We start from the raw sequence: 26,965 nt of genomic DNA on the forward strand, positions 1-26,965 counted from the left end.
AACTAAGCGCTACTCCAGCGCCAGCAGCGCAAAACTCGCCAGCCAGTGGCCGCCGCTGTAGTGACTGCCGACAACATGCTCCACGCTTGCCGAGAGATGGCGCGCAACGGCATCCTGTAACGCCTGTTGCGCCGGGTGGTTTTTCGGCAAAGCGCGGGCAATGTGCTTCATACACCACGCGCGGCTGAGGTTAAGCCCGTCCAGATGTGCGATTTTCGGGTCGGTGCGGTCGCTTACCTCAGCCGGGTTCATCAGCGCTGAAACGGCACCCACTTCAGGCAGAAACGCATCGAACCAGGCCGGGAAATTCTCTACCACCTTACTCATCAGTAACGCCTCGGTCAGCGCCCCGGAGATATACTCGTCGCCGCCCGGCTCATAATGCGCCGGATATTGCGTGTCCGTATGATAAAAGCGCGTCGCCGCGTCCAGGATCGCCTGTTCAAGCCCGTCATCCGTCACCGCCCGGGCATAATCCAGCCCCAGCGCGAGCGCAAACGCCGTGTTGTAATGTGTTCCGACGCGGATGGGATAGGTGAGCTTGCTGAGGTAATCCACCAGCCGCTGGCGAATATCCCGCGTTAACGGTTGCAGCGTCTGGTACCAGCGCTCCGCCTGTGGCAGTGACGACTGTTTCAGCTCCTGCGCCAGCGCCAGCAGCCAGCCGTAGCCATAAGGCCGCTCAAACGACGCGCGGAACGGCGCGGTAAAATAGGCCAGCTCCTTCGCCACCTTCTCGTCGGTCAGGTGTTCTTCGAACAGAGTGATGATCTCTTCCCGGCACGGCAGTTCGGGCCAGAGACGCAGGCAGCGCAGCAGCAGCCAGTAGCCGTGCACCGCAGAGTGCCAGTCAAAACAGCCGTAAAAGATCGGGTGCAGCTCGCGAGGCGGCAGAACGTCGCCGTCACCGTTGAGCAGATGCATAATGTGGTTCGGGTATTCCTGACGTAAATAGGTCAACGGCATTCTGGCGAAGGCGTCAGCCTGATGTTGCGTTAATTCCATTGCAGCTCCTTAGCGAAACACGAGGAAATACATTAAGAACACGTTCACCACCAGCAGGGTTAACGCGGTCGGGATCTGGATCTTGATAACCTGATATTTGTCTTTTAGCTCCAGCAGCGCGGCGGGCACAATGTTGAAGTTGGCGGCCATCGGCGTCATCAGCGTGCCGCAATAGCCTGCGTACATACCGATAGCCAGCAGCGGCGCCGGGTTACCGTGATGGACGTTAATCAGGAATGGCAGAGCGATACCGGCGCTTAACACCGGGAAGGCTGCGAAGGCATTACCCATGATCATGGTAAACAGCGCCATCCCCACGCAGTAAATGACCACCAGCATGAAGCGGCTGTCCGGGTTCACAAACAGGCTGACCACCTTTTGTACCGATTCGCCGGTATTCGCCACCACAAACACCCCGCCGAGCATGGCCAGCATCTGCGGCAGGATCACCGCCCAGCCAATGGTATCGACCAGCCGACGCGACTGACGCACCGCATGCAGCGGCGTACCTTTTGTTAGCCACCAGCCGGTAAGGATAGCCGCCACGCAGGCCACGCACAGCGCCGCCAGCGTAAGCTGTTTCTGGTCGAGCAGATAAACGCCGCCAATCGACACGCCTTTCAGAAACAGCGTCCCGATGACCGTTACCACGGGGATCATCAGTGCCGGTAAAAACAGCCAGTTTTTCAGCCGGTTCGACGAGGCAACACGCTCCTCCTCGGTGGACATTTTATAGTGCCCCTTCCCGACCAGCCCGAAACCGGCCAGCAGCGCAATCACGATAACGGCGCCGCCAATAATGCGATACGCCAGCGACTTACCCAGCTCCTGCACCATCAGATCGCCAAACAGGAAGATCCCGCCGAACAGAAACCAGAACAGCGCCGTGGTATAGCGTTTCGGGTTAGCGCGGTCGCGAAGGGTCATCACAACCAGCAGCATCACGACGAAGCCGATCAGGTAATACACGCGGTTAATGGTGATGAGGGTCATCATGGTGCGATCTCCTGCGTACCCTGCTCTGCTTTCCAGGCCATCACGTCGCGACGAATGCTGGCGTCGAGGCGCAGCAGACGCGTCATATGGATGATCAGTGCCGCAATAGCGGTCGGAATGGCCCACAGGCCGATATGCAGCGGTTCGATCCCCTCGATCCCGTTCTCTTTCAGGAACGCATCAATCAGCAGTACCGCGCCAAAGGCGATAAAGATATCTTCCCCAAAGAAAACCGCGATATTGTCACACGCGGCGGCATGGGCTTTGATTTTGTCGCGGATAGTCTGCGGCAGTTCGCCGTATTCATTCAGGGCCGCCCCTTCCGCCATCGGCGCCAGCAGCGGACGCACCGTTTGCGCGTGGCCGCCAAGGGACATCAGGCCCAGCGCAGCCGTCCCTTCGCGGGCGACAAAGTAGAGCATCAGGATACGCGCCGAGGTGGCGCTGGCGATCTTCGCGACCCAGGCCTGGGCGCGCTCTTTCAGCCCGTAATACTCCAGCAGGCCAATCACCGGCAGGATCAGAATGAAGGTGGCAAGCGATCGGCTATTCACGAACTTTTCGCCAAAGGTTTCCAGCAGCATACCGAAATCCATGCCAACCAGCAGGCCCGTCGCCAGCCCCGCCACCACGACAACCAGCAGCGGGTTGAAACGCAGTGCAAAACCAATAACCACCACCGGAATCCCGATAAGTGGCAACAGTGTAGAACTGTCCATAAACGTTACCCTATCCAAAGTGAGCGTTGCGCGCCGACGGCTATTTTTTATACTTCGCAGCAGAGCGAAGCCGGTGCATTACGGCGCGCGATGTTGTGTTTTGCGTCAGGCTCCACAGAACCTGCACTAAAAAGCTATATCTGAACGTCAAAAACATGTAAACAATTTATCAATAAAATGTTCTTATTTTATCGACGGGTTTACATTTCGGGGGAAGGATTGTTATGACAGTAAAGAAAAAGACGACAGCGTTAAACCACGACGATATTGCGGACGGGCGAATCGTCTCCTCCCGTCATCTCGTCTCAGAGCGGTGTGCTGAATTATCAGAGCTGGAATATGCGCTGATCATGACCAGCAATGCGTTTAACAAATGGATGGTGCGCTGCATGACCGCTGCGGGTGAACCGGATATGGGGGCCTTTGACGTTTCGCTTCTGCACCACGTGAATCACCGCAACCGCAAGAAAAAGCTGGCCGACATCTGCTTTGTGCTGAACGTGGAAGATACCCACGTGGTGACGTATGCGCTGAAAAAGCTGGTCAAGGCGGGATATGTCACCAGCGAGAAAGCCGGAAAAGAGCTTTTTTTCTCCACCACGGAGGAGGGAAAAGCGCTGTGCATGAAGTACCGGGAGGTGCGGGAGGCCTGCCTGATCAACATTCATGCGGAAAGCGGCATTCCGGGAGCATCAATTGGCGAGACCGCGCAGTTACTCCGCGCGATCTCCTCCCTGTATGATACCGCCGCACGCGCGGCGGCCTCGCTTTAAGGACGGCGGAAAAGCGTCATACTCCGCCCGGCCAGTTCATAATCGACGGATTCCGTGATGATTTCCCCTGTGGGGGCCTCATCCGCCGTCGAAAGCTCCAGCACCCAACCCCCTTCGCCAAACTGGGGGATCTGGAATGGCACCGTACCTTCAAACGGGTTAAACAGCATCAGCACGTCGTGCCAGACGCCCTCTTCCTGCTCAAGATCAGGACGGCTGATGGCAAGACCAAGGGTGGAACCCTCGTCCCACTGTTCCGACTGCTGCGGTCCGCCACCGGCGTTAAACCAGCGGATCTCCAGCCCGTCGCGCCAGTTCTCACGTCGCAGCAGCGGCTGCGTCGCGCGCAGGGCAATCAGCCGACGGGTAAAGTCGCGCAGCTTCTCGTCGTTTTCAGAGAGCCCTTTCCAGTTTACCCAGGAGATCTCGCTGTCCTGACAATAGCCGTTATTATTGCCCTTTTGCGTCCGGCCAAACTCATCGCCTGCCAGCAGCATCGGTGTGCCGTGCGAGAAGAAGAGCGTGGTGAGGAAGTTGCGCTTTTGCCGCTCGCGGGTGGCGATGATATCCGGATTCTCCGTCGGCCCCTCTTCGCCGTAGTTATACGACCGGTTATCGTTATGTCCGTCGTTATTATCTTCCCCGTTATCGGCGTTATGTTTCTCGTTGTACGACACCAGGTCATTCAGCGTGAAGCCGTCATGCGCGGTGATAAAATTGACGCTGGCCCACGGACGACGCCCGCGCAGATCGTACAAATCACCGGACCCTAACAGACGGGCGGCAAAATCGTTAGAGACGTTATCCCCCTTCCAGTATTCACGTACCGTATCGCGGTATTTGTCGTTCCACTCACCCCAGCCAGGCGGGAAGCCTCCCACCTGATACCCGCCGGGGCCGATATCCCACGGCTCACCGATGAGCTTCAGCTTCGACAGCACCGGATCCTGGGTCACGGCATCGAAGAAGCCGCCGCGCGGATCGAACCCCTCCGGCTCACGTCCAAGAATGGTCCCGAGATCAAAGCGGAAACCGTCAATCTGCATCGATTCTGCCCAGTAACGCAGGGAGTCCATGACCATCTGCAATACGCGCGGGTGGGAAGTATTAACGGTGTTCCCGGTGCCGGTGTCGTTGATGTAATACCGGTGCTGATCCGGCATGGTGCGGTAATAACAGAAGTTATCAATTCCCTTAAACGACAGGGTTGGCCCCAGCTCGTTGCCCTCCGCCGTGTGGTTATAGACCACGTCGAGGATCACCTCGATGCCCGCGTCATGATAGGCACGCACCATGTCGCGGAAACCCTGGATCCCCGCCGGGCCGTAATAGCGGGACGCTGGCGCAAAGAAACCGAGCGAGTTATAGCCCCAGAAGTTTTTCAGACCGCGATCGAGCAGGTGCTGATCGTCAGGGAACCAGTGAACCGGCAGCAGCTCGACCGAGGTAATGCCGAGGCTTTTGATGTACTCCACCGACGCTTTATGCCCCATCCCCTCAAACGTACCGCGCAGTTCAGGCGGAATAGCCGGGTTAAGCTGGGTAAAGCCTTTTACGTGGCTCTCATAAACCACGGTATGCGGCCACGGGATATCGGGTCGGCGGGAGTCTTGCCAGTCGACGGCATTGGGGTCGATGACCTTACATTTGGGCGTAAACGGCGCGCTGTCTCGCGTATCAAAGCTGAGATCCAGCTCATCGTGTCCCAGCTCATAGCCGAAGTGGGCATCGTTCCACTCAATGTCACCCACCAGTTCACGGGCATAGGGGTCAATAAGCAGCTTATTGGGATTGAAGCGGTGACCGTTCTCCGGATCGTAAGGGCCATACACACGGTAACCATACAGCGCCCCCGGTTTCAGATCCGGCACATAGCCGTGCCAGACCTCATGGGTATATTCCGGCAGTTCCAGGCGGGCTATTTCTGTTTTTCCCGAAGGATCAAACAGACACAGCTCTACCCGCTCCGCGTGGGCGGAAAACAGAGCGAAGTTCACCCCTTTCCCGTCATAATTTGCGCCCAACTGCTGGCCATGACCGGCCCGAATTTCAAACGTTGTATCCTTTGGCATTTTTGTTCTCCTCGATTAGTCGCAGGTAAGCAGAACCAACAAACATCCCTTTTCAGACGTTAAATCCAGCGTCTCTGGCAGAAGGCGGCGCTCACCGGTAAACAGATCCCGGTAGTGCTTCCCGGCCAGCTCCTGGGGTATGGCCACCGTAGTATTGGCCCACAGCATCGCATTGTCGGTGACGTCAAACACCAGACGCGGCACGGCGACGATCAGCGCCTCGTCATCTTTTATGCGGGCATAAACGATCAGATTCTCTTCCCGCTCGCCGGTCACCTTCAGCGGCAGCCAGTCGCCGTAGCGGAAAAGCGCGGGGTAATGCGGCCGCAGCCGTAACAGCGTGGCGGTGACGTACTGCTTCACGCTGCCGTCTCGCCAGCGTTGCGCATCGTTAAAAATGGTTCCATCCGCTACGCTGAGGTTTTCCGCCAGCGCGGTGAAATCCGGTTCGCGGCGGTTATCCGGGTCGACCAGGCTGAAGTTAAGCCCTTCGCTGCCCTGGTAGATGTCCGGTACGCCTGGCGCAGTCAGCTTGATCACCGTCTGGCTCAGGCTGTTCATTAACCCAGCCCGAATAAACGGCTGGAGTGCGGCACTGAAATCACGCAGGAACAGGGTGTTATCCGGGGAGAGCAGATGGCGCACGTAGTCCAGCACCACGCTCTCGTACCCTTCGTTGCTGTCGATCCAGTCGGTACGCTGCTTGGCCTCGCGCAGGGCTTTCTCAATAAAGCCGAGGAAACGCTCTTCCAGTGACTTAAGACCATCACGATCGTCTGGCGACAGCGTGGCTGGCCAGACGCCCGCCAGCGCCTGGAAGATCATCCAGGTGTCGGCGGCGTTCGGCGCGGTGCCGTCGTTGAGGAATCGGACCTGCGTCTGGTTCATCTGCCGCCAGCGCGCCAGGTTTTCCCCCCACAGATCTGGCGCTTCCGTCAGCGTGTATAGTCGCGCTCGCGCATCCTCGCCGCGTTTGGTGTCGTGGGTGGAGGTTCCCAGCAGCGCATCGGGCTGGCGGGCAAGACGAATACGCATCTCCTGATGAAAACGGGAAAGTGAAAACGCGCGCGGCGTCGGGTCGGCGCCGACTTCGTTCAGGGCCAGCTCCAGGTTATGGCGAAAGAACAGCGTATCCTCTACCGATTTCGCCATCAGCGGCCCGGTCAGTTGCTGAAAACGGGTGCGGAAAAGCGAGGCCAGCGCGTGGTCATCCTCCGGCAGATCGCCGGTGAGAATACGCACGATCAGGCTGAGCGCGGGTTCAGAGGTGTCGACGCTGGCGACCACGCGACTGAGCAGCGCCACATCCGGTGGCGTCAGCCCCTCTCCGGTGCCGTAGGTGCGATACACCGGAAACGCGATAAGCAGCTCGCGCAGGGCATGGCGGATATACTCATGCTCCACTTGGGCGCCGTTATGCCCGGCCAGCTCGCTGGCTATTTTGAGCAGCGTGGTAAATTCACCTTCAAAATTACGATCGGTCATCAGCCCTTTGGCTTTGCGAAGTTCCGCCTGCCTGTCCACGGTCGTACCCAGCGTCTCGTCGTAGAGCGTCTCCAGTCGAGAGAGGTTGGTATCATCCACCAGCACTTCCGCCAGAGAGGCAATAAACTCATAGCCCGTTGTACCCGAGACCGGCCACTCCGGAGGAAGCTGTTCCCCTTTGGCGAGGATCTTCTCTACCGTGATGTAGCAATCCGGTCCGGTCGCCGCACGCAGGCGCTCCAAATAGCCCAGCGGATCGGCAAGCCCGTCCACATGGTCAATGCGCAGGCCATCGACAACCCCGGCGTGAACAAGCTCAAGGATCAGGCGGTGCGTGTCTGCGAAGACCGCCTCATCCTCTACCCGCACGCCGACCAGCCCGGTGATTTCAAAAAAGCGCCGCCATGAAAGCTGTTTCGGCGCTTCCCGCCAGGACATCAGCCGCCAGCTTTGCGCCTCGTGGATCTCAGCGATGCTCTTGCCTTCGGCATACGTGCCGGGATTAAGCGGATAGGCGGTATCATAGTAAACCAGCGCCGCGCTGTTGGTGACACTGTCACGTTTTAAGGTGATAGCCCCCCGCTCCAGCTCGGCTTCAAAGGTGTCGCCAAGAAACGGCAACGTCAGCGGTCGGGACCAGTCGATATCAAAATACGCCGCATAGCGGCTCTGCCTGCCTTGTTCTATAACATCGCGCCACCAGCGGTTTTCCAGCGAGGTCGACATATGGTTAGGAACGATATCCAGAATCAGCCCCATCCCCGCCTGTTTCAGCGCCGCCGCCATGCGGTCAAACCCTTCCCGCCCGCCAATCGCCGGGTCGATTTCGTTGGGGTCGGTCACGTCATAGCCGTGGGTGGAATCCGTGGTTGCGGTGAAAACAGGCGACGCGTAAAGATGGCTAATTCCAAGGTCTTTCATATACGGAATCAGGTCCACCACGCGATCGAAGGTCATGCCGTTGCGAAACTGAATTCGGTAAGTAGAGGAAGGGATCATAGCGCTGCTTCTCCATCAGCTAAGCGAACAACAATGCTGTTTGGCGGCAGGTTATCGACTGCCTCCGGCCAGCTAAAGATCGTTTTTCCGGGCAGGTTCGGTAAGGCGAGCGGCTTTTTGCCGATATTCAGCGCCAGCGACAGCGTACCGGACGGGAAACGCCAGCTCACGGCAACCATGCCGAGCGCCGTATGCAGGACGTTACCCTCCACGGCGCCCCGCTGTTTCAGTAGCGGGACGATAAAGCGCTGACGCAGCGCAATCAGTTCGCGCGTAGCGTGCAGCCACGCCCTGCCTTCCTCCGTGTCTGCCTTGTTCCAGTCAAGCTTCGACCGCATAAAGGTATTTACGTCATTGGGGTCCGGTACGGTTTCATCGTGCCCGGCATGGCCGGTGAACTCTTTCGCGCGCCCTTCCCGCACGGCTTTCGCCAGGTCGCCGTGGAAGTCGGTGAAAAAGAGGAACGGATGCGTTTCGCCATACTCCTCGCCCATAAACAGCAGCGGAATATGGGGCGACATAAGTAGCGCCGCGAACAGCACACGCGTTTTATCCGCGCCTGCCAGAGAGATAAGCCTCTCCCCCTGGGCACGGTTGCCGACCTGGTCGTGATTCTGAATAAAATCGACAAAAAACTGCGGAGGTTGCTCGCGACACTCTACCCCGCGCGATTTTCCGGTCTGAAGCGAGATTTCCCCCTGGTAGACAAAGCCCTCTGCCAGCGCCCGCGCCAGTTTTTTCTCCGGCTCAAAGGCAAAATCCTGATAATAGGCGTGTGATTCCCCTGTCGCGAAGACATGCGCGGCGTTGTGAAAATCATCATTCCATTCGGCGGTGAAAAGCGGCGTCTGACCATGCTCATCGCGCGGATGCAGGAAAATCACGTTGCGACTGTCTTCGGTGGTCAGATGGATATGCCGATCCGGAAATGCGTCGCGGATCCGTTGCGCTATCTCGGGAAGAATATGGGTCTCAGCGTCGTCATGGATCTGGTCGATGGCGTCGAAGCGCAGACCGTCAAGATGATACTCCGAGAGCCAGAATAACGGCGCCTCAGCGATGTATTGCCGGACGGCCTCAACCTCATAGGCAATACCGTTGCCCCACGGGGTCATACGATCCTGATGGAAAAACGCTGGCGAGAGCAACGGCAGGTAATTACCTTCCGGGCCAAAGTGGTTGAGTACGATATCCAGCACCACGGAAAGCCCGAGCGCGTGGGCGGCATCAATGAAGGCATGAAAATCATCCGGTGTGCCATAAGCCGAGTGCGGGGCATACAGCAGTACGCCGTCATACCCCCATCCGCGCGCGCCCCCGAACTGGGACACGGGCATCACTTCCAGTTGCGTAATACCCAGCCCGGCCAGATAAGGCAGTTTGTCGATGGCCGCCCTGAAGGTTCCTTCCCCGGTGAAGGTGCCGATATGCAGCTCGTAGATCACCGTCTCTTCCCACGGTCGTCCTTGCCATTCCCGCTGAGTGGGCTGGCTGCGACGCGGGTCGATCACCACCGACGGGCCGTTGACGTCAGCCTGCTGCGCGCGTGAGGCCGGATCCGGCACCGCCATTCCATCCTGTAAAACAAACTGATAGGTCGTACCGTGCCTGACGCCGGGCACGTCAATCTGAAACCAGCCGTCGCCCACCGCCGCCATGGGAATGTCGGTATCGGTTAAACGTAATGTGAGATCTTTCTGCCCTTCTGCCCAGACGCGAAAACGTACAACGTCATCGGAAATAAACTCAGCACCCCAGTGCCTGCGACATGTTCTGAATTCCATTCATTGTCCTCGAATGACCACCTTTTACGCGGAACGAAATACAAGCTTAGACCAGGATCTACAGAGTGTTATGCCAGCAGGGGATGCCGCTTCGTCTATTATCTATTTATAACTCCCACTTAAGGAATACTATGCATATTCGAAAAGGATTAAGTACAGACCTCGCCCGCCTTGAATGTTGTGATTTTTCTTTCAAGGTTGATGAGATTGCCAGAGAGCCATTTCTCAATGGTGATTTGCATATCGAGGCGCTGACCGAACCTTATCTTAAAACCTATGAACTTGATCTCCAGACGCTGGAAAATCATTGCGTTAATCCGGATTCAATATTTCTTATCGCCGAAACGGATGACGGTGAAATCGCCGGTTTTATTACCGCGTCCTGCAACTGGAATAAATTTATTTCGGTGGATTACATTGCCGTGGAGCGTTCAAAACGCCGTACGGGCGCGGCGCACAAGCTGATGTCCGCCACCCACGTCTGGGCGCGAAGCCTCAATGCGCCCGGCTTACGGCTGGAGACGCAGAACGTTAATGTTTCTGCCTGTCAGTTCTATCGTCACTATGGATTTATTCTGGGCGGTTACGATCGCTATCTTTACAACGCCCTGCCGGAAAAAGATGAGGTCGCCCTTTTCTGGTATTACATGCTGGCTTGAGAAAATATTTTATATCCGCTACCGGAAGATAGATTTGTCTGAATTTGTCAATTTTGCCCGCTTACGTTTAATTAACGACTAATCTTGGAATTCACTATTAAGGAGGCCGGTATGTCTACAGGAAATAATCACACGCTGCATTACCCTCGTCCACCGTTTGCTGAACAACCGCAAAGGGCCCCCGGGCTGGCATCGGAAATGAAGCCAATACCGGATCATGGTGAAACAAGTTATATCGGGTCAGGAAAACTGGCAGGAAAAAAAGCGCTGATTACCGGCGGTGATTCCGGAATTGGTCGCGCGGTAGCGATCGCCTATGCCCGTGAAGGTGCAGATGTGGCTATTGGCTATCTCCCGGAAGAGGAGTCCGATGCGGCATCGGTCATTGCGCTGATTCGGGCCGAAGGCCGTAAAGCGGTCGCCATTCCCGGCGACATTCGCGTGGAGTCGTTCTGCGATACGCTGGTGGAAAAAGCCGTCGCGGAACTGGGTGGCCTGGATATCCTGGTGAACAACGCTGGACGCCAGCAGTACTGCGAATCGATCGACGATCTCACCACGGCAGATTTCGACGCGACGTTTAAAACCAACGTCTATGCCCCCTTCTGGATCACTAAAGCTGCGCTGCGCCATTTGCAGGAAGGCGCCGTGATCATCAACACCACTTCCGTTCAGGCGTTTAAACCGAGCGCGATCCTGGTGGACTATGCGCAGACCAAAGCCTGTAACGTGGCCTTTACCAAGTCTCTGGCTCAGCAGCTGGGGCCGCGTGGCATTCGGGTGAATGCCGTCGCGCCAGGTCCATACTGGACGCCTCTTCAGTCCAGCGGCGGTCAGCCGCAGTCCAAAGTTCAGAAGTTCGGGGAAGATACGCCCCTGGGCCGACCGGGCCAGCCGGTTGAAATCGCACCGCTGTATGTGCTTTTTGCCTCAGATACCTGCTCATACGCCTCCGGACAAGTATGGTGCTCTGACGGCGGTACCGGCGTGCTGTAAAGCATCCTCTCAGACCTATCCATTTCATGGATAGGTCACATTCACTTCCCTGCTGTTCTCAAAAATCTCAGTTGAACTATGATGAACTTACTATTGAGGAGCCCATCATGTTTACTGTGAAAAAACTTGCGTTATCAACCCTGTTGACCGGTTCGGTTTTATTCTTTCCCGCGATCCACGCGGTGGCCAGCGTTCCGCAGCATGTGGTGAAACAGCAGGCCGGCGGCTACAGCGTTCAGGTTGGCGATACGATTGTCACCGCCTTTACGGACGGCAGCGTGCCGCAGGACCTGCACGCCTTACTGCGCCGGACGACGGCGGAAAATACCGATGCGTTACTGGCCAAAAACTTCCAGGCCAATCCGGTGGAAGCATCGATTAACGCGTTCTATATCGCTATGCCCGGCCACAAAATTCTGGTGGACACCGGCTCCGGTCAGCTCTTTGGCCCCGGCAAAGGCGGGCGGCTGATTGAAAGCCTGGCGACGCAGGGTATCAGGCCGCAGGACATCACCGATATCCTGATCACCCACGCGCACTCCGATCATGCAGGCGGCCTGGTCAAAGACGGTCAGCGCGTATTTACCCGCGCACAGGTGTATGTCGGCAAACCGGATATCGATTTCTTCTTTAACGACGAGAACCAGAAAAAATCTGGCTATGACCAGAACTACTTCGACGTCGCGCACAAGACCTTAAAGCCCTATCTGGATGCCGGAAAAGTGAAGACTTTCTCCGGGACGGAACAGCTTCTGCCGGGCATCAGCGGTACGGTTCACCCGGGCCACACCCCAGGGTCCGCGTTCTACACGCTGGAGAGCAAAGGTGAAAAAATTACCTTTGTCGGCGACATCATTCACGTTGCCGCGGTTCAGTTCCCACAGCCCAACGTGACGATTGCTTACGATGAGGATCAGGACGGAGCCGCCCGGGTACGCAACGCAGCGTTCGCTGAGTTTGTGAAAAACAAAGATCTGATTGCGGCGCCACATCTGCCTTTCCCCGGGATCGGGTATGTGAAGAAAGGTGAGCGGGAAGGCTACGCGTGGGTTCCGGTGACCTATACCAACCGGGACGCCCAATAAGAGAGTCTCTGCGTCCCAGGCTAAATATTTCAGCCTGGGACCGCTATCTCACGCCCAGGGCCCCGCGGCCGGGTATTAACCAGCCGGCGAAATCTGTTCGGCCCTGCGCTCAACCTGTCAGACAGCCAGCCATTTTTTTGCGTTCGCTTTCATATTCGCTTCTAGTTCACTGTCACGCGTGGCAAATACGCGGCCGAGGGGAAAACCGCTTTGTTCCAGCAGATAAGCTAGCGCGGCATATTCCCGCGGATAGTTGGCAGCAATTTTTGAATCAATCTCAACCGGGCCCAGCGGAAAGGTGAAAATACCCATGTCGTAGATGCTCTGACGATGGAACAGCTTCCATACGCCCTCTCTCTTTTCTGCCAGATCGTAGAAACGATTGTGGCATTCGCATCCAATATTAAGTTTTATATTTTCAGCGATGATCATCGCATTGGTTTCAAGAATCGCTTTGTCGCCGCGGTCGTTAAAAGTGACGACGGGCGAGCCAATCATATGTTTTGTGCGCAAATCTGAAGCGCCCATACGCATGGAACCCTCGACAAAATCGCTCGCGAGCCCTTCGAACCAGGTAATTTCGATTGTGCCGTCCGGATGAAAAAGATTACGCAGCTGCTCCCATTCGCCCAGGTCGCGGTGCATCCAGCCATTCATGAGGTCGTTAAGATCCTGACGGTCTTGCAGTTGGTGAGTTTGCATTGTTTGGTTCCTGTTTGAGTTGATGCGTTCAGTTTGGCCGTGAAGCGGTTTATACTCAAATATATATATTTTACTAAACAATCATTTTTAATGATGAATCAGGGTGGCAATGGAACTCCGGCACTTACGCTATTTTTTGGCTGTTGCAGAAGAAGAGCATTTTGGACGCGCGGCTGAGCGACTCAATATTGTTCAGCCTGCGCTCAGCATGCAGATTAAAGCCCTTGAAACCGAGTTAGGCGGTCCGCTGTTTATCCGCACCAGCCGTCGTGTGGAACTTACTGAGGCCGGATCGCTTCTTCTCAGCGAAGCCAGACTGATGCTGGAACAGATGGAACACACGCGTCTGGCAGTCCAGCGTGCGATACGGGGAGAGACAGGGCGTGTACGGGTCGGTTTTGCCGGTAACGCCATTTTTAGTGGCAAAATGATTACCGATGTACGTCGCTTCCGTAAAACCCATCCGGATGCAGAAGTCACCATTCAGGAAATCGCTCCCCAGAAACAGGTAGCTGCGATCCTCGCAGGGCATATTGATGTCGGTTATACACCGGATAACAGTACGACAGCCGATCCGCAGATCAGGGTGCAGAAAACCGGAAATTGGGAGATGATAATCGCAATGTGTGACGATCATCCCTTAGCCATCCATCCGCACCTCTCCGTTGAAATGCTCGCCGGTCATCCCCTGGTCCTGTACGACGCGCATGACGCCAATGAAAATCTGACTGTGCTGCTGGCGCAGCAGCTCGGGGATGGTTTTTGCGTGGCACATCGTTCAAGCAGTACGCTAAGCGTTCTGGCATTTGCCGCAGCCGGGCTCGGTCTGGCGCTGGTTCCCGCCCCCCTGCAACAGGTGCAAATACCCGGACTGATTTACCGCAACCTGAATGCTCAGGCGTTGACCGCAAATCTGGTCATGATCAGCCGCATGCAGGAGCCAGGTAATGCAGTGACTGCTTTTCTGGCAATGGCTAACCTTCCCTGTTGAACAACGGCAGCAAGCTATGACGCACAATAAGATGCCCTCCTCCGATATGGATATGGACCTGATCCTGACGCTGGATGCGTTACTCAGGGATCAGAATATCACCCATGCCGCCGCGCGGCTGGGCATCAGCCAGCCGGCGATGCTTGAACCCACCACGTTCAACGCGCATAACAGCACCCGCACCTTTGTGATTGCCCTGCACGAGAACCCGGCGCTGATGCTGGGGGCAGAGTTGCAGAATCAGATTAGCAGCGCAGCACCAGGCATCCGCCTGCGTTTTGCGCTCCCGGAAACCCCGCTGCTGCCAGCGCAGATGGAAAATGGCGATGTGGATATTTATGTCGGCGTTAACGCGGGGGCGCACGATGCATGGGTCAGACGCAAGCTGTTTGACGATGAATATGCCACCGCCCAGCGAAAAGGCCATCCGCGCGGTACGGGACCGATGGATCTGGAAAGCTATTGTAGCCTTTCCCACCTGGTGGTTTCATCCGAGGGCGACCCGTTCGCAGGCTTTGTCGATCAGCATCTGGCGGGGCTTGGCCACCAGCGTAACGTGGTGATGTCGACGCAAAGCTATGCGATGGCGCCTGCGATTGTTGCCGGTACCGATTTGCTCTGCACCCTACCCAGACGCATGTTGCTACGGTTCACGCAAACGCTTGATATTTTTCCGCCGCCGCTGGATCTGCCGCCGATCGTCATCGGTATGTACTGGCACCCGAAAAACAGCCAGGATCCGGCTAACCGCTGGCTACGTGAACAGCTTCTTCAGGCCGCCGGACGTCAGGTGTGATCGAGGATACTCATCAATTTTTTCAGGACCTCAGAGCGAATAATCCGGTGGCAAACCAGCGTCAGCTCGCTCTCCCGGAGTCGGTCAAGAATATCCACAAAGACGACGTTTTGCACGCACATCGCCTTCGCTGAAGCCGGCAGCATGGCGATGCCAAACCCTGCCGAGACGAGACTTATCACCGTGGGGACATCGGTGGCACTTTGCACAACGTCAGGCTGTATGCCCGCGCTGTGGCAGGCATCATAGAAATATTGCTCCAGCCCCATCCCCTCCGGGTCGCGCAGGGCGATCCACTTCTCCTCTTTCACCGACGCAAGCGTCAGCGCGGCGGAGCCCGCCAGGCTATGTTGACGAGGTAAGGCCAGCACGGCCTTTTCCGTTGTAAATGGACGGCTTTGCAGATCGTCAGGCAATAGCGGTAACGGGGCACGAATAATGGCCACATCCAGCTGGTTGCTTTGCACGCCGGTATAAAGGGTTTGCACGTTACCCGTCATCATGGAAAGGCTGATGGCGGGCCATTTCTCATGTAAAAGCCGCAGCGCGGCGGGCAGCTTACTGTCGAATATCGCACTTGAAACACATCCGAGATTCAGCACGCCCTGTTCCCCTCTGGCCGTCTGTCTGGCATCCAGAATCGCCTGATCGGTCATTAAAATCGCGACTCTGGCTTTACTGAGAAATGCCTCACCGGCTGGCGTCAGCGTCAGGCGACGATTCGCCCGGCTAAAGAGCAAGACCCCAAGACGATCTTCAAGCGTTTTTATCTGCTGGCTCAGCGCTGGCTGCGCCATGTTAAGGCGCTCCGCCGCCCGATGCATGTGAAGCTCTTCCGCCACCACGATAAAATTGCGCATCAGTCGAAACTGCATACCATGCCTTTATTATTGATAATAAAATTCTTATTAAAATAGCATAAATGATGCAATTGATAGCCCTCTTCTTCCGGTTAAGAATGGAAGCCTTCATCCGAGGAGGGAAATATGAAAAAACACATCAACGATCTCAGAAGTGCTATCGAACTGCTCAAACGCCATGAAGGTCAATACCTTGAAACCAGCCATCCGGTCGATCCTGACGCGGAGCTGGCGGGTGTGTACCGGCATATTGGTGCTGGCGGCACGGTAAAACGTCCGACGCGCATTGGCCCGGCGATGATGTTTAACGCTATTAAGGGATATCCCGACTCGCGTATTCTGGTCGGAATGCACGCCAGCCGCGAGCGGGCGGCGCTCCTGTTGGGCTGCGAGCCCTCTGAACTGGCAAAACATGTCGGCCAGGCCGTGAAAAACCCGATTGCTCCCGTTGTGGTTCCAGCGGCACAGGCGCCGTGTCAGGAACAGGTGTTTTATGCCAACGATCCGGACTTCGATCTGCGTAAATTGCTTCCGGCACCGACCAACACGCCGATAGATGCCGGTCCGTTCTTCTGTCTGGGGCTGGTGCTGGCAAGCGATCCGGAAGATGCCTCACTGACCGATGTCACTATTCACCGTCTCTGCGTGCAGGAGCGCGATGAGCTCTCCATGTTCCTTGCCGCAGGCCGCCATATTGAAGTGTTCCGTAAGAAAGCCGAGGAGGCGGGCAAACCGTTGCCGGTCACGATCAATATGGGTCTCGATCCCGCTACCTATATTGGCGCCTGTTTCGAAGCCCCTACCACGCCCTTCGGCTACAACGAGCTGGGTGTCGCCGGCGCGTTACGTCAGACCCCCGTAGAGCTGGTGCAGGGTGTGGCCGTAAATGAAAAAGCGATAGCGCGTGCGGAAATTATCATCGAAGGCGAACTGCTGCCGGGCGTGCGTGTAGAAGAAGATCAGCATACCCACACCGGGCACGCGATGCCGGAATTTCCCGGCTACTGCGGGGAGGCTAACCCCTCCTTACCGGTAATCAAAGTGAAGGCCGTCACGATGCGTCATCAGGCGATCCTGCAAACCCTGGTAGGACCGGGCGAGGAGCACACCACGCTGGCCGGTTTGCCAACGGAGGCCAGCATCCGTAATGCGGTCGAAGAAGCCATCCCCGGTTTTCTGCAAAACGTCTATGCGCATACCGCTGGCGGCGGCAAGTTCCTTGGCGTATTGCAGGTGAAAAAACGCCAGCCCTCTGACGAAGGGCGTCAGGGTCAGGCGGCACTCATCGCGTTAGCCACCTATTCCGAGCTTAAAAACATTATTCTCGTCGACGAAGATGTGGATATTTTCGACAGCGACGACATCCTGTGGGCGATGACCACCCGTATGCAGGGCGATGTCAGCATCACCCATCTGCCGGGGATCCGCGGACACCAGCTCGATCCGTCTCAGGCCCCGGACTACAGCCCCTCCATTCGTGGCAACGGGATCACCTGCAAAACGATTTTCGACTGTACGGTGCCCTGGGCGCTTAAGTCCCGCTTTGAGCGTGCGCCCTTTATGGAGGTAGACCCGACGCCATGGGCGCCTGAACTGTTTAAAAAATAGCGTTAACCGGAAAATCTTCTTCACCCTTCACGGGCTGAGGGTTTCCCACAAAATAATGCCTGCACAGACGGCCCCCTCTCCCTTGAGGGAGAGGGCTGGGGTGAGGGGGAACATACGGCGCTGGTGGTCATTCCGTTCACTTAGGGCATCGCTGAAAGCCCTCAGTTTTTCTGAGGTAACGTTATAGCTTTTTCTTTCAAATTACTGGGTAACCCTCTCCTTCACGGGTGAAGAACCTCACGCTGAAATTGCCGCGTCCCCTGCTTTCTTGTAACCTTTGAGCGTTTATCACATCCCCATAAAAAATGAGACTACCGGACGCCTATGACAGCACATGTTTCCAACGATCCTTTGCATGGCGTAACGCTCGAAATGCAGGTTAACGCGCTGGTTGCGCGATATGGCTGGAATGAACTGGGCAACCGAATCAAAATCAACTGTTTTCGCAAGGACCCGAGTGTTAAATCGAGTCTGAAGTTCCTGCGCCGCACCCCATGGGCGCGGGCGGAAGTTGAAGCCCTCTACCTCGACTCTCTTCACGATGACGGTAACGGGGAACAGGACGAACCGGCGTTTAATCCCTGGACGGATAGCCGGACACCCAGGAGCTAACACGCAAATGATGCGACACGTAAAACGGACTGGCGCGCTGCTTGGCTGCGCGCTTTTACTGGTAAGTTGCACTTCCAAACCACCCAAATCACTCGTTACCCCGCTGCCGCAGGCGAAACCTCTACAGCAGACTAACGAACCCATGCGCGGGATCTGGCTGGCGACCGTCTCCCGTCTCGACTGGCCTCCCGTGTCATCAGTGAATGGCCGTAGCGCGGACCAGCGTATCGCCCAGCAACAGCGGGCGCTGACGGACAAGCTCGATAAGCTGAAAAAACTTGGGATCAATACCGTCTTCTTTCAGGTAAAACCGGACAGTACGGCGCTGTGGGCCTCTAAAATACTGCCCTGGTCAGATACCCTGACGGGGACTATCGGGGAAGATCCCGGTTACGATCCGCTTCAGTTTATGCTGGATGAAGCGCACAAGCGCGGGATGAAGGTTCATGCCTGGTTTAACCCGTACCGCGTTTCCACCAACACGAAGCCGTCGACCATCGCCGCGCTTAACCGCACCTCGTCGCTTCATCCTTCCAGCGTGTACGTCCAGCATCCGGAGTGGATCCGCACCTCGGGGGATCGTTTTGTTCTCGACCCGGGCATTCCCGACGTGCGGGACTGGATAACCCAGGTGGTGATGGAAGTGGTAAATCACTACCCTGTCGACGGCGTTCAGTTCGATGACTATTTTTACACCGAGACGCCGGGGTCCACCCTGAATGATGCCTGGACCTTCAGGCGCTATGGCGAAGGATTTGCGTCAAAAGCGGACTGGCGTCGACACAATACGCAGCAGTTGATTGTGCAGGTTTCAAGGGCGATCAAGCAGGCTAAACCTGAGGTCGAATTTGGCGTTAGCCCGGCGGGGGTCTGGCGCAATCGCTCCTTCGACCCGGCAGGCTCGGACACGCGCGGTGCCGCAGCCTATGATGAATCCTACGCTGACACGCGCAAATGGGTACAGCAGGGTTTACTGGATTACATTGCGCCGCAGATCTACTGGCCCTTCGCCCGCGACGCGGCACGTTACGATGTGCTGACAAAATGGTGGGCTGACGTGGTGAAACCGACCCATACCCGCCTGTATATCGGGATCGCGTTCTACAAAGTGGGCGCGCCTTCCAGAAACGAACCGGACTGGACGGTGAACGGCGGCGTACCGGAGCTGAAAAAACAGCTCGACCTCAACGATTCACTGCCAGACGTTAAGGGCACCATCCTGTTCCGTGAAGACTATCTTAACCAGCCGCAGACGCAGGAGGCGGTAAATTACCTCCGGGGACGCTGGGGTAGTTGACTGAAAAAAGGCAGAAACGTCCTGTTTCTGCCTTTCTTTTTACGGCTTCGGTCCGAACATTGCCTCAAGCTGTTTTGCGTCTGGCATACCCACGACCTGTTGCAGTTCGTTTTGCTCATTCAGGTAATAAATAGCCGGTGTGGCATTCGCGCCGAGACTGTCCATTAGCGTCTGGTGATTTTGCAGGATCTCAACGGTTTCCCGGGAAGCCGCAGCTTCAGGTTTCGGCAGCTTTTTCCCGCCGGACAGCTCGTACGCTTTCCAGGCCGATACCGGATCTTTCGCATTCAGGATCGCGGAGGCGTTACGCCCGCTGTTCGGGTTAAGAAACGCAACCAGCAGCGTATTGAGCTGAACCTTGCCAGCCTTCACCCACGGCTGCGCTTCAGCCCAGAACTGCTTGCAGTACGGGCAGAACGGGTCGGCAAAGACAAAGACTTTACGCGGGGCACTCTCCGCGCCCTCTTTCAGGGGATGCGCGGCATTGAGCTTTTTCCACATCTCGCGGCCCATCGGGGCGTAGATCTCTTTCTGGAAAAAGGCTTCGCTGAGGTTGGTTCCCTTCTCATCATACAGATAGCCAGACACGACGTGCTTTCCGTCAGGGGTCAGAAAGAGCGTCACGCCCATGTCCTGATATTGTCCCAGCCACGCTGGCGCGCCGCCGGGGGCGTCAATTTTCTTGATGATTTTGATGTCCTGCTGTTCACTGAAGTGCTTCACCACATCCGGAAGCGGCTCCTCTGCCCTGACCAGCCCTGAAACCATCAGAGCAGAGAGTAACAGCACCTTTTTCTTTGCTAACCGTTGAAGCATAACGCCCCCTCTAAGATATTGTTTTTCAGAGTGGTCGAAGTTTATTGCCCTGTCAACGCTTCATAAATATCCTTGAGGCGACTACGCAAAAATCGCACGGCTTTGTGTTTGCGGGATAATAACGCCTGCACACTGTCGCCTGTTTCCTCTGCCAGCATCTTCATGCTGTAGCCCTCAAATTCCGTTTTTTCAAACACCTCGCGCTGAGGTGGCGGCAGTTCCGACAGGGCTTGCCCCAACTCTTCCCATAGCAGCATGTTGAGATACTCTTCCTCCGGCGTTTGCGGTACGCCGAATAACGTTTCTGCAATCTCCTGCTCCGGAAAGTCTTCGTCATCTGCTGTCAGGTACCCCGGCAGTGAAACCTCGTGCTTTTTTCGCGCCCGGTCGATCATCTCATTTCGTGCGGCGCGAAACAGCCAGGCGGCGACGTTCTCGACCGGTTGTTCCACTTTCATCAACTGCCAGGTCACTTCCTGAAGAATATCATCGACATCATCACGAACCGCAGTCCGTCCGCGAATGAAGGCTTTTAGCCGCGCGCGGCAGGCTTTGAGTGCCGAGATCAGTAATGATTCCCCCGCCTCACCGGCTTTCATATCGCTCACTCGGCTTCCGGCGCTTTCGCACCGTTATCATCTCGCTTTTCATCCCGGCCATCGTGCCACCGGCAATGACCGTGGCGCCCAAATCCCGCCCGACGCTGCTGAATGAAGGCCTCACGTTGTTCGGGGCTCATATTCATCCATTGTTCGTGCATACGGCGGTGCGCACCGAACATGCCCGGACGGAAACCCAGCCCACCGAAAAGAATGCGGCTCAGCAGCAGGATCCCCAGCGCCTGCCAGAAGCCAATGGCTTTAACCCCCAGGATGGCCGGGAGCAACGCGTTCCACAGGGACATGACCAGCAGGCCAAGCACCACGAACAGGACTGCGCCAATCACGATACCCTTACCCATACGATGGCGGCCCAAACCACGCCCGTGACCTTTTCCGTGCATATCAAAATTTCTCATGTGTACCTCGTTTATGTTGAATGATTATGGTCTCTGAGGAGGTAGACGGATGAGGAACAGAAATATTGCCGGGGAAAGATAAAATTTATGTCATAGCGGCTTTGTACGGATAACAGTAATGGCTGAAGGAGATTGTGCAGCGGCTACATGCAGACATTAAAAAGGCTCCCTCAGGAGCCTCTCTGAACATCACGCCGTAGCAGGCAAACTAAAGCTCGAGATACTCTGGGACAGCTGCTGCGCCTGCTCCTCCAGCGAGGCGGCGGCGGCGGCGGATTGCTGCACCAGCGCCGCGTTCTGCTGGGTCACACCGTCCATCTCCGTTACGGCCTGCCCAACCTGACCAATCCCGCGGCTCTGCTCTTCTGAGGCAACCGAAATCTGTTCCATCAGCGTATGCACTTTATTCACAGAGCTGATAATAGAATCAATCACCTCTCCCGAACGATTCACCAGTTGTGCACCGTTTTTCACGCTGGAAACAGACTGGGCGATAAGGCTTTCGATATCTTTCGCCGCCACCGCGCTTTTTTGTGCCAGGGTGCGCACTTCACTTGCTACCACGGCAAATCCTCGCCCCTGCGTGCCAGCACGCGCCGCTTCAACGGCCGCGTTTAGCGCCAGAATATTAGTCTGGAAAGCAATGCTGTTGATGACGCTGGTGATGTCCTCAATACGCTTCGAATTGGACGCGATAGTATTCATCGTTTCGATGACTTCACGGGTTACCGCTTCACCGGTATGGGCATTTTTCACGGCATCCTGCACCAGCTTACCGGCCTGGAAAACGTTGTCGGTGTTATTCGCCACCGTCGCGCTCAGCTCTTCCATGCTGGCGGCCGTCTGGGTCAGGGCCGAAGCCTGTTGCTCGGTACGGGAGGCCAGGTCGATATTGCCGGAGGCAATTTCCTGCGCCGCATGCGTCACAGTGTGGCTGGCATCGCGCACCTGAGAAATGGTGGAGAGCAGCGCCTGGCGCATCTGCTCCATCGAGGACATCAGGTGATTGATTTCATTCCCGGAATCACGCTTGATCGGTACCGGTACGTCCAGCTTCCCGGCCGCAATCTGGCGACAGTGCTCGCGCGCCAGGTTCACCGGCGCAAAGACCACGCGTTTCATCAGCAGGCTGACGGCGAAGATCACCACCACGAACAGCACCGCAATGCAGGCGATAATAACCAGACCCGACACGAAATTATGGCTCGCATCCTCGTTCAGCGTTTTGGCGTACTTCTGGTGAACGGAGAGAACCTGATCGAGCACAATTTCATATTGGCGATCGAGTTGAGACACCACGGGAATAAGAGCGTTGAACCGCGACACATCGTGAGCGGCGGCAGCGGCGATGAGAGGCGCCAGTCCCTGGTTACGGTAGTTTTGCCACGCCTCCTGGTAGGCAGTGACCAGCGGGGCTTCGTCCGGCAAACGCGGCGAGGCCATAAACGCCGAAAATGCACTATCGGCTTTGGTCAGCGCCTCTTTAACCGAGGCCAGTTTCGCAGACGGGTCGGTAGCGTCCCCCGCTTCCACCATTTTCACATACTCCATAACCCTGACGCGCAGGGTTCGGCTGTGGTTAATGGGATCAATAATGGACAGAACCACCTGAATTTCTTTGTTCACATTATCCAGCGAAGTATTACTTTTAATGATGAGCCCAACGCTGGTGATAGTGCTGGCCACAAAGAAGAAAAGCAGGGAAAACAGGATAATCAGGGATGATTTTTTCAACGACATAACACACCTCAGGGATATAATTTCCCTTTGGTTATCGGCTGAATCCAATCTTTAATTAATTAAAGTTATTGATGTCACCCTAAGACGTTACCCTGTCACTCCACGGACTTGTATCGCCGTTGCAGGGTGGCATCCAGCTTACGCTGGATCGGCTCCGGCGTTTCCCCTTCAATCAGTTTGCCAATCAGATCAAAGCAGTGCCAGGCGAGCTGGCGGTTATCCTGACGAACGGTATCGACAGGAATGGTCAGAGAATCATAGAGATAGTGATCGTCAAAGCTGGCCAGACGCATATCGCTTTGCAGCAGATTATGTTGCCCCATATAGCGCAACACCCCTTCCAGAAGACCGCAGGCGGCGGTAAAAAGGGCTTTTGGCGGGCGGCCCAGGCGTGCGCAAAGCTCGGCAAACATTTCGTAGCCGGAGCTCGGATGGTAATTACCATGAATGATCCACTCCGGACGTAACTCGACGCCAGCGTCACGCAGCCCCTGCTTAAACCCTTCAAGACGGTCACGCGTCGGGGAAAGCCGCGGCTGACCGCCGAGGAAGTAGAACTCATCCGGATGCTGGCGCGCGATGTCGGCCACCAGTGTGGCGGTTGGGGTAATTGAATCGGTGAGAACCAGCGGCAGAGAACTGTCGTTCATATGACGGTCAAAAAGCACAACGGGCAACTGTTCGCTCAGCTTTTGATAGTCGGCGTCGTTGAGCATGCTGGAGGCGACAATCAGCCCGTCCACCTGGCGGGCCACCATGTTATTGACCACCACCGTCTCCTGGCCCGGATTTTCATCGCTACAGGAGATCAGAAGCTGAACACCCGCCTCGCGGCAGAGGGTCTCCAGCTCATGAGAAAAAACGGCAAACCCGTAGTTGGTGATTTCCGGCACCACCAGACCAATGGTGTGGCTGCGGTTGTCCCGCAGCGAACGGGCGTGAATGCTGGGCTGATAATGATGTTCTTTGGCAATCGCCAGCACACGCTCGCGTGTCTCCTCCGCCACCCGAAGCTCTTTGCTGCGGCCGTTCAGAACCAGGCTGGCGGTGGCTTTTGATACCCCCGCGAGCTCCGCGATATCTTTAATGGTGACGCGTTTTGTTTTTCTCACAACGACTTAGATCCGGCTGCCAAAACCTCTATTCTATCATGCAGCTGCGCAGCGACCAGTAGCGTAATGTGATATCGGACGCACCTTCGAAGCGTACCTGGGCCGGATGGTCAGGAAAATAGCGGCTGCTCATGACGCCTTCACCGTGATTGATGAAAATTTCGACGCTGGAACAGTCGCACAGCACGCGTAAATGATGAACATTGCCCTGCCAGTAGCGGGTCAGCGTGTCTGTGGTTTTCAGACTGGCGCGTTCCAGACGGATCCCCTCATCATCCACAATCAGCCGCAACGCGCCGGCAAAATCCACGTTCACGCTCGATGCGCTCAGTTCGAACTCAAGACGCGCTCCCGCCAGCACCGGGGCATCGCTGGCGCGTCCCTGCCAGAGATGTTCATCCTCGCGCAGCGTTTCCAGCTCACGGACCGGGGTTTGCCAGAGCTTACCGTCGCGGTAGCGCAGCTCGCGAGGACAGGTCATCTGGTGGATCCAGCCGTGCGCCCGCGTAGGCTGGAGCATCTCTTCGCCGTCCGGCACGCCCAACCAGCCGATGAGGATGCGGCGGCCATCTTCTGCCACCGTGGTTTGCGGCGCGTAAAATTCGAAACCGGCGTCAAGCTCATGCAGCTCGCCGTGCGCAAATGCAGGCGTCTGATAATCAAATGCCCCGCTCATCCAGACGGCCGGATAGGTGTTGAGATAGCGATGCGGTTCGCGCGCCAGCCCCTGCGGGCAGCAAATCAAGACGTGTGTGCCATCAAGCTCAAACAGATCCGGGCACTCCCACATATAGCCCGCGTCCGTGAGTCCGTTGACGCCGTGACCGGCGATTTCGCCGCAGGACGCCCAGGTGTGTAAATCGGCTGACGTAAACAGCAGCACCTTGCCGCGCTGCTGTCGATCCTGCGCGCCGAGCACCATGTACCACAGCCCGTCATGCCACCATACTTTCGGATCGCGGACGTGCCCGGTGTACCCGTCCGGCAGGGGCAACACCGGTCCCAGTTTGGCAAACGTGCCATCGTCATTTTGCACCGCCAGACACTGCCAGGCGGTGCGGCCGCCATCGTCAAACTTAACGTTGCCGGTATAGCACAGGGTCAGCACGCCGTTGTTATCCACGGCGCTGCCGGAGTAACAGCCATTGCGGTCATACTCTTCGTCAGGCATCAGCGCCATTGGCTCGTGCTGCCAGTGCACCAGATCTGCTGAGCTCCAGTGCCCCCAACACTTGTAGCGATGATCGCAGCCCAGCGGGTTCCACTGATAAAACAGATGGTAGCGCCCGGCAAACCAGATAAACCCGTTCGGATCGTTCATCAGCCCTGTCACCGGTGCGGGATGCCACTGCGGATAGTGGCTGTCCGCCAGCGCACGCGGCTGGCCTTGCATAACGGCCTGCAACACGGCAGGCCAGCGGGAAGATAAGGTCATTATTCAGAGTCCGTTTTATATTTCAGCAGCAGAGAGACGGTGAACGCCACGCCAAAGGCAATCACCATGCCGATTATATAGTTGAGCAGCGAGCTGGCCTGGACAATCGCCATGCCGGGAAGCGCCGTCAGGCCAACGGCGGTCATGTAGACATGCACCGACACCACCCAGGCACCGCCCGCCGCACCACCGATCAGCGCCGCGATAAACGGCTTCACAAAACGCAGGTTGATGCCAAAAATTGCCGCTTCGGTGATGCCCAGCATCGCGGAAAACGCCGACGGTAAGGTAATGGCTTTGATTTTGGCATCGCGGGTTTTGAACCACACCGCCAGACACGCCCCGCCCTGCGCCACGTTCGCCATCGCCCAGATCGGCAGCAGGAAGTTAACGCCAATCGACGGATTACCCAGCAGCCCGGCCTCAATGGCGTGGAAGCTGTGGTGAATGCCGGTAATGACAATCACCGAATAGAGCCCACCAAACAGCAGCCCGGCCAGCCAGCCCGCGTGGGCAATCAGAGTGCTAAGAATGAAGGAGATTCCGTCGCCCAGCGCGCGTCCCGCCGGGCCAATAATCAACAGCGCAATGAAGCCGGAGATAATGACGGTCAGGAACGGCGTCAGGATCAGATCTAACGCATCCGGGATCGCCCGGCGCAGCTGTTTTTCCACAATGCTCATAAACCACACCGCCAGCAGCACCGGGAAGACGGTTCCCTGATAGCCAATCATGGCGATTTCAAGACCGAAGAAGTTCATGGTGTGGAAGCCGGACGCTACGCCCCAGGCGTTGGTCAGCGCCGGATGAGTCAGGATGCCGCCGAGCGTTGCCCCCAGATACGGGTTGCCGCCAAACTCCCGCGCGGCGGTGAAGCCAATCAGGATCGGCAGAATAATAAACGCCGCCGAGCTGCACATATCCAGCATGATATAGAGCGCGTTATCCGGGTTAACCCAGCCGTAGGTTTTAACCATCCCCAGCAGGCCCATCAGCAGGCCCGAGGCCACGATCGCCGGGATAATCGGCACGAAGATGTTGGAGAGCAGACGCGCGATACGCTGGAACGGGTTCAGCTTGCGGGCCGCAATATCCGCCGCTTCCGATTTACTGGACTCGCTAATCCCTGCCGCCTGAATAAACGCGGCGTAAACCTTATTCACCACCCCGGTGCCGAAGATTACCTGCATCTGCCCGGCGTTTCGAAAACAGCCTTTCACGCCTTCAACCTTGCCGATAGCCTGCTGGTCGGCAAGCGCATCATCGACCAGCACCAGACGAAGGCGCGTGGCGCAATGTGCCGCGCTGGCAATGTTCTCTTTGCCACCGAGCAGCGGAATAAGCTCGCGCGCAATATGATTAAAATCCATAGATACCTCTTCCTGACCTCTTTTTATGGTGTTCG

At 56.6% G+C, this 26,965-nt stretch carries 24 protein-coding genes; 9 read left to right on the plus strand and 15 right to left on the minus strand.

Annotation, left to right across the window (positions count from 1 at the left end; translation table 11 throughout):
• Positions 1-9 precede the first annotated feature (9 nt).
• From IMQ56_RS14545 to IMQ56_RS14555, 3 genes are read right to left on the minus strand one after another with little or no spacing between them, the layout of a single operon-like run.
• Positions 10-1,005 (minus strand): DUF2891 domain-containing protein, encoded by a 996-nt coding sequence (locus IMQ56_RS14545; RefSeq protein ID WP_047735388.1) that lies wholly within the window; start codon positions 1,003-1,005, stop codon positions 10-12.
• A 9-nt stretch (positions 1,006-1,014) separates the two neighbouring features.
• Entirely contained in the window at positions 1,015-2,001 is a 987-nt protein-coding gene (locus IMQ56_RS14550; RefSeq protein WP_017382341.1) for a DUF979 domain-containing protein, read from the minus strand.
• On the minus strand, positions 1,998-2,720 hold the full coding sequence (locus IMQ56_RS14555; protein WP_003857121.1) for a DUF969 domain-containing protein: 723 nt from the start codon (positions 2,718-2,720) through the stop codon (positions 1,998-2,000). Before IMQ56_RS14555 ends, IMQ56_RS14550 begins: the two co-directional genes overlap by 4 nt.
• Before the next feature lie 224 nt (positions 2,721-2,944).
• On the opposite strand from IMQ56_RS14555, the gene IMQ56_RS14560 reads away from it, so the two are divergent.
• The gene (locus IMQ56_RS14560) at positions 2,945-3,493 is read left to right on the plus strand and encodes a winged helix DNA-binding protein (protein WP_003857118.1); all 549 of its coding nucleotides are present in this window, start codon (positions 2,945-2,947) and stop codon (positions 3,491-3,493) included.
• Here IMQ56_RS14560 and glgX read toward each other — a convergent pair.
• From glgX to treZ, 3 genes are read right to left on the minus strand one after another with little or no spacing between them, the layout of a single operon-like run.
• Positions 3,490-5,565, minus strand: coding sequence for a glycogen debranching protein GlgX (glgX, locus tag IMQ56_RS14565; RefSeq protein ID WP_032103003.1), 2,076 nt, complete (start codon positions 5,563-5,565; stop codon positions 3,490-3,492). The genes IMQ56_RS14560 and glgX overlap by 4 nt on opposite strands.
• Before the next feature lie 15 nt (positions 5,566-5,580).
• Positions 5,581-8,049, minus strand: a complete 2,469-nt coding sequence (gene treY, locus IMQ56_RS14570) for a malto-oligosyltrehalose synthase (RefSeq protein WP_196063974.1) — start codon at positions 8,047-8,049, stop codon at positions 5,581-5,583.
• Entirely contained in the window at positions 8,046-9,833 is a 1,788-nt protein-coding gene (gene treZ, locus IMQ56_RS14575; protein WP_032653613.1) for a malto-oligosyltrehalose trehalohydrolase, read from the minus strand. The genes treY and treZ overlap by 4 nt, the downstream gene beginning before the upstream one ends.
• Positions 9,834-9,964: 131 nt before the next feature.
• Between treZ and IMQ56_RS14580 the strand changes: the two genes are divergently transcribed.
• From IMQ56_RS14580 to IMQ56_RS14590, 3 genes are all read left to right on the plus strand, one after another.
• A complete protein-coding gene (locus IMQ56_RS14580; RefSeq protein WP_032653615.1) occupies positions 9,965-10,492 on the plus strand; it encodes a GNAT family N-acetyltransferase in 528 nt (175 codons plus the stop codon).
• A gap of 111 nt (positions 10,493-10,603) precedes the next feature.
• Entirely contained in the window at positions 10,604-11,488 is an 885-nt protein-coding gene (locus tag IMQ56_RS14585; RefSeq protein WP_017382335.1) for an SDR family oxidoreductase, read from the plus strand.
• Between the two features lie 107 nt (positions 11,489-11,595).
• The gene (locus IMQ56_RS14590) at positions 11,596-12,573 is read left to right on the plus strand and encodes an MBL fold metallo-hydrolase (protein WP_017382334.1); all 978 of its coding nucleotides are present in this window, start codon (positions 11,596-11,598) and stop codon (positions 12,571-12,573) included.
• A 117-nt stretch (positions 12,574-12,690) separates the two neighbouring features.
• Here IMQ56_RS14590 and IMQ56_RS14595 read toward each other — a convergent pair whose 3' ends face one another.
• The gene (locus IMQ56_RS14595) at positions 12,691-13,275 is read right to left on the minus strand and encodes a nuclear transport factor 2 family protein (RefSeq protein WP_015570507.1); all 585 of its coding nucleotides are present in this window, start codon (positions 13,273-13,275) and stop codon (positions 12,691-12,693) included.
• A gap of 109 nt (positions 13,276-13,384) precedes the next feature.
• On the opposite strand from IMQ56_RS14595, the gene IMQ56_RS14600 reads away from it, so the two are divergent.
• Both IMQ56_RS14600 and IMQ56_RS14605 read left to right on the plus strand, forming a co-directional pair.
• Positions 13,385-14,266: a LysR substrate-binding domain-containing protein gene (locus tag IMQ56_RS14600; RefSeq protein ID WP_039270746.1), complete on the plus strand. Its 882-nt coding sequence runs from the start codon at positions 13,385-13,387 to the stop codon at positions 14,264-14,266.
• A 16-nt stretch (positions 14,267-14,282) separates the two neighbouring features.
• Positions 14,283-15,062 (plus strand): LysR family transcriptional regulator, encoded by a 780-nt coding sequence (locus IMQ56_RS14605; RefSeq protein ID WP_196063973.1) that lies wholly within the window; start codon positions 14,283-14,285, stop codon positions 15,060-15,062.
• Here the strand turns inward: IMQ56_RS14605 and IMQ56_RS14610 are convergent.
• Positions 15,053-15,937: a LysR substrate-binding domain-containing protein gene (locus IMQ56_RS14610; RefSeq protein ID WP_196063972.1), complete on the minus strand. Its 885-nt coding sequence runs from the start codon at positions 15,935-15,937 to the stop codon at positions 15,053-15,055. The two genes, IMQ56_RS14605 and IMQ56_RS14610, sit on opposite strands and share 10 nt — an antisense overlap.
• A gap of 111 nt (positions 15,938-16,048) precedes the next feature.
• Here IMQ56_RS14610 and IMQ56_RS14615 point away from each other — a divergent pair, with 111 nt between their 5' ends.
• From IMQ56_RS14615 to IMQ56_RS14625, 3 genes are all read left to right on the plus strand, one after another.
• The gene (locus IMQ56_RS14615) at positions 16,049-17,530 is read left to right on the plus strand and encodes a UbiD family decarboxylase (protein WP_196063971.1); all 1,482 of its coding nucleotides are present in this window, start codon (positions 16,049-16,051) and stop codon (positions 17,528-17,530) included.
• A 324-nt stretch (positions 17,531-17,854) separates the two neighbouring features.
• A complete protein-coding gene (locus IMQ56_RS14620) occupies positions 17,855-18,142 on the plus strand; it encodes a VF530 family protein (RefSeq protein WP_003857097.1) in 288 nt (95 codons plus the stop codon).
• Positions 18,143-18,149: 7 nt separating this feature from the next.
• The gene (locus tag IMQ56_RS14625; RefSeq protein WP_033487785.1) at positions 18,150-19,439 is read left to right on the plus strand and encodes a glycoside hydrolase family 10 protein; all 1,290 of its coding nucleotides are present in this window, start codon (positions 18,150-18,152) and stop codon (positions 19,437-19,439) included.
• Positions 19,440-19,478: 39 nt separating this feature from the next.
• Here IMQ56_RS14625 and dsbG read toward each other — a convergent pair whose 3' ends face one another.
• The 7 genes from dsbG to IMQ56_RS14660 all read right to left on the minus strand — a co-directional run bounded on the left by dsbG (position 19,479) and on the right by IMQ56_RS14660 (position 26,930).
• The gene (gene dsbG, locus IMQ56_RS14630; protein ID WP_196063970.1) at positions 19,479-20,255 is read right to left on the minus strand and encodes a thiol:disulfide interchange protein DsbG; all 777 of its coding nucleotides are present in this window, start codon (positions 20,253-20,255) and stop codon (positions 19,479-19,481) included.
• Between the two features lie 41 nt (positions 20,256-20,296).
• Positions 20,297-20,854, minus strand: a complete 558-nt coding sequence (locus IMQ56_RS14635) for a sigma-70 family RNA polymerase sigma factor (protein WP_196064014.1) — start codon at positions 20,852-20,854, stop codon at positions 20,297-20,299.
• Between the two features lie 5 nt (positions 20,855-20,859).
• The gene (locus IMQ56_RS14640; RefSeq protein WP_015570500.1) at positions 20,860-21,273 is read right to left on the minus strand and encodes a hypothetical protein; all 414 of its coding nucleotides are present in this window, start codon (positions 21,271-21,273) and stop codon (positions 20,860-20,862) included.
• A gap of 189 nt (positions 21,274-21,462) precedes the next feature.
• Positions 21,463-23,013 carry a methyl-accepting chemotaxis protein gene (locus IMQ56_RS14645; protein ID WP_196063969.1) on the minus strand — a complete coding sequence of 517 codons (1,551 nt, stop codon included), beginning with the start codon at positions 23,011-23,013 and terminating at the stop codon, positions 21,463-21,465.
• A gap of 95 nt (positions 23,014-23,108) precedes the next feature.
• Complete coding sequence (locus IMQ56_RS14650) at positions 23,109-24,125, minus strand: LacI family DNA-binding transcriptional regulator (protein WP_023303758.1); 1,017 nt, start codon at positions 24,123-24,125, stop codon at positions 23,109-23,111.
• A gap of 28 nt (positions 24,126-24,153) precedes the next feature.
• Positions 24,154-25,560, minus strand: a complete 1,407-nt coding sequence (locus IMQ56_RS14655) for a sucrose-6-phosphate hydrolase (RefSeq protein WP_039270726.1) — start codon at positions 25,558-25,560, stop codon at positions 24,154-24,156.
• Positions 25,560-26,930 (minus strand): sucrose-specific PTS transporter subunit IIBC, encoded by a 1,371-nt coding sequence (locus tag IMQ56_RS14660; protein WP_003857085.1) that lies wholly within the window; start codon positions 26,928-26,930, stop codon positions 25,560-25,562. The genes IMQ56_RS14655 and IMQ56_RS14660 overlap by 1 nt, the downstream gene beginning before the upstream one ends.
• Positions 26,931-26,965 lie beyond the last annotated feature (35 nt).

The organism is Enterobacter sp. Res13-Sevr-PEC09-46, assembly GCF_015672585.1.
Classification (GTDB): domain Bacteria; phylum Pseudomonadota; class Gammaproteobacteria; order Enterobacterales; family Enterobacteriaceae; genus Enterobacter; species Enterobacter hormaechei_C.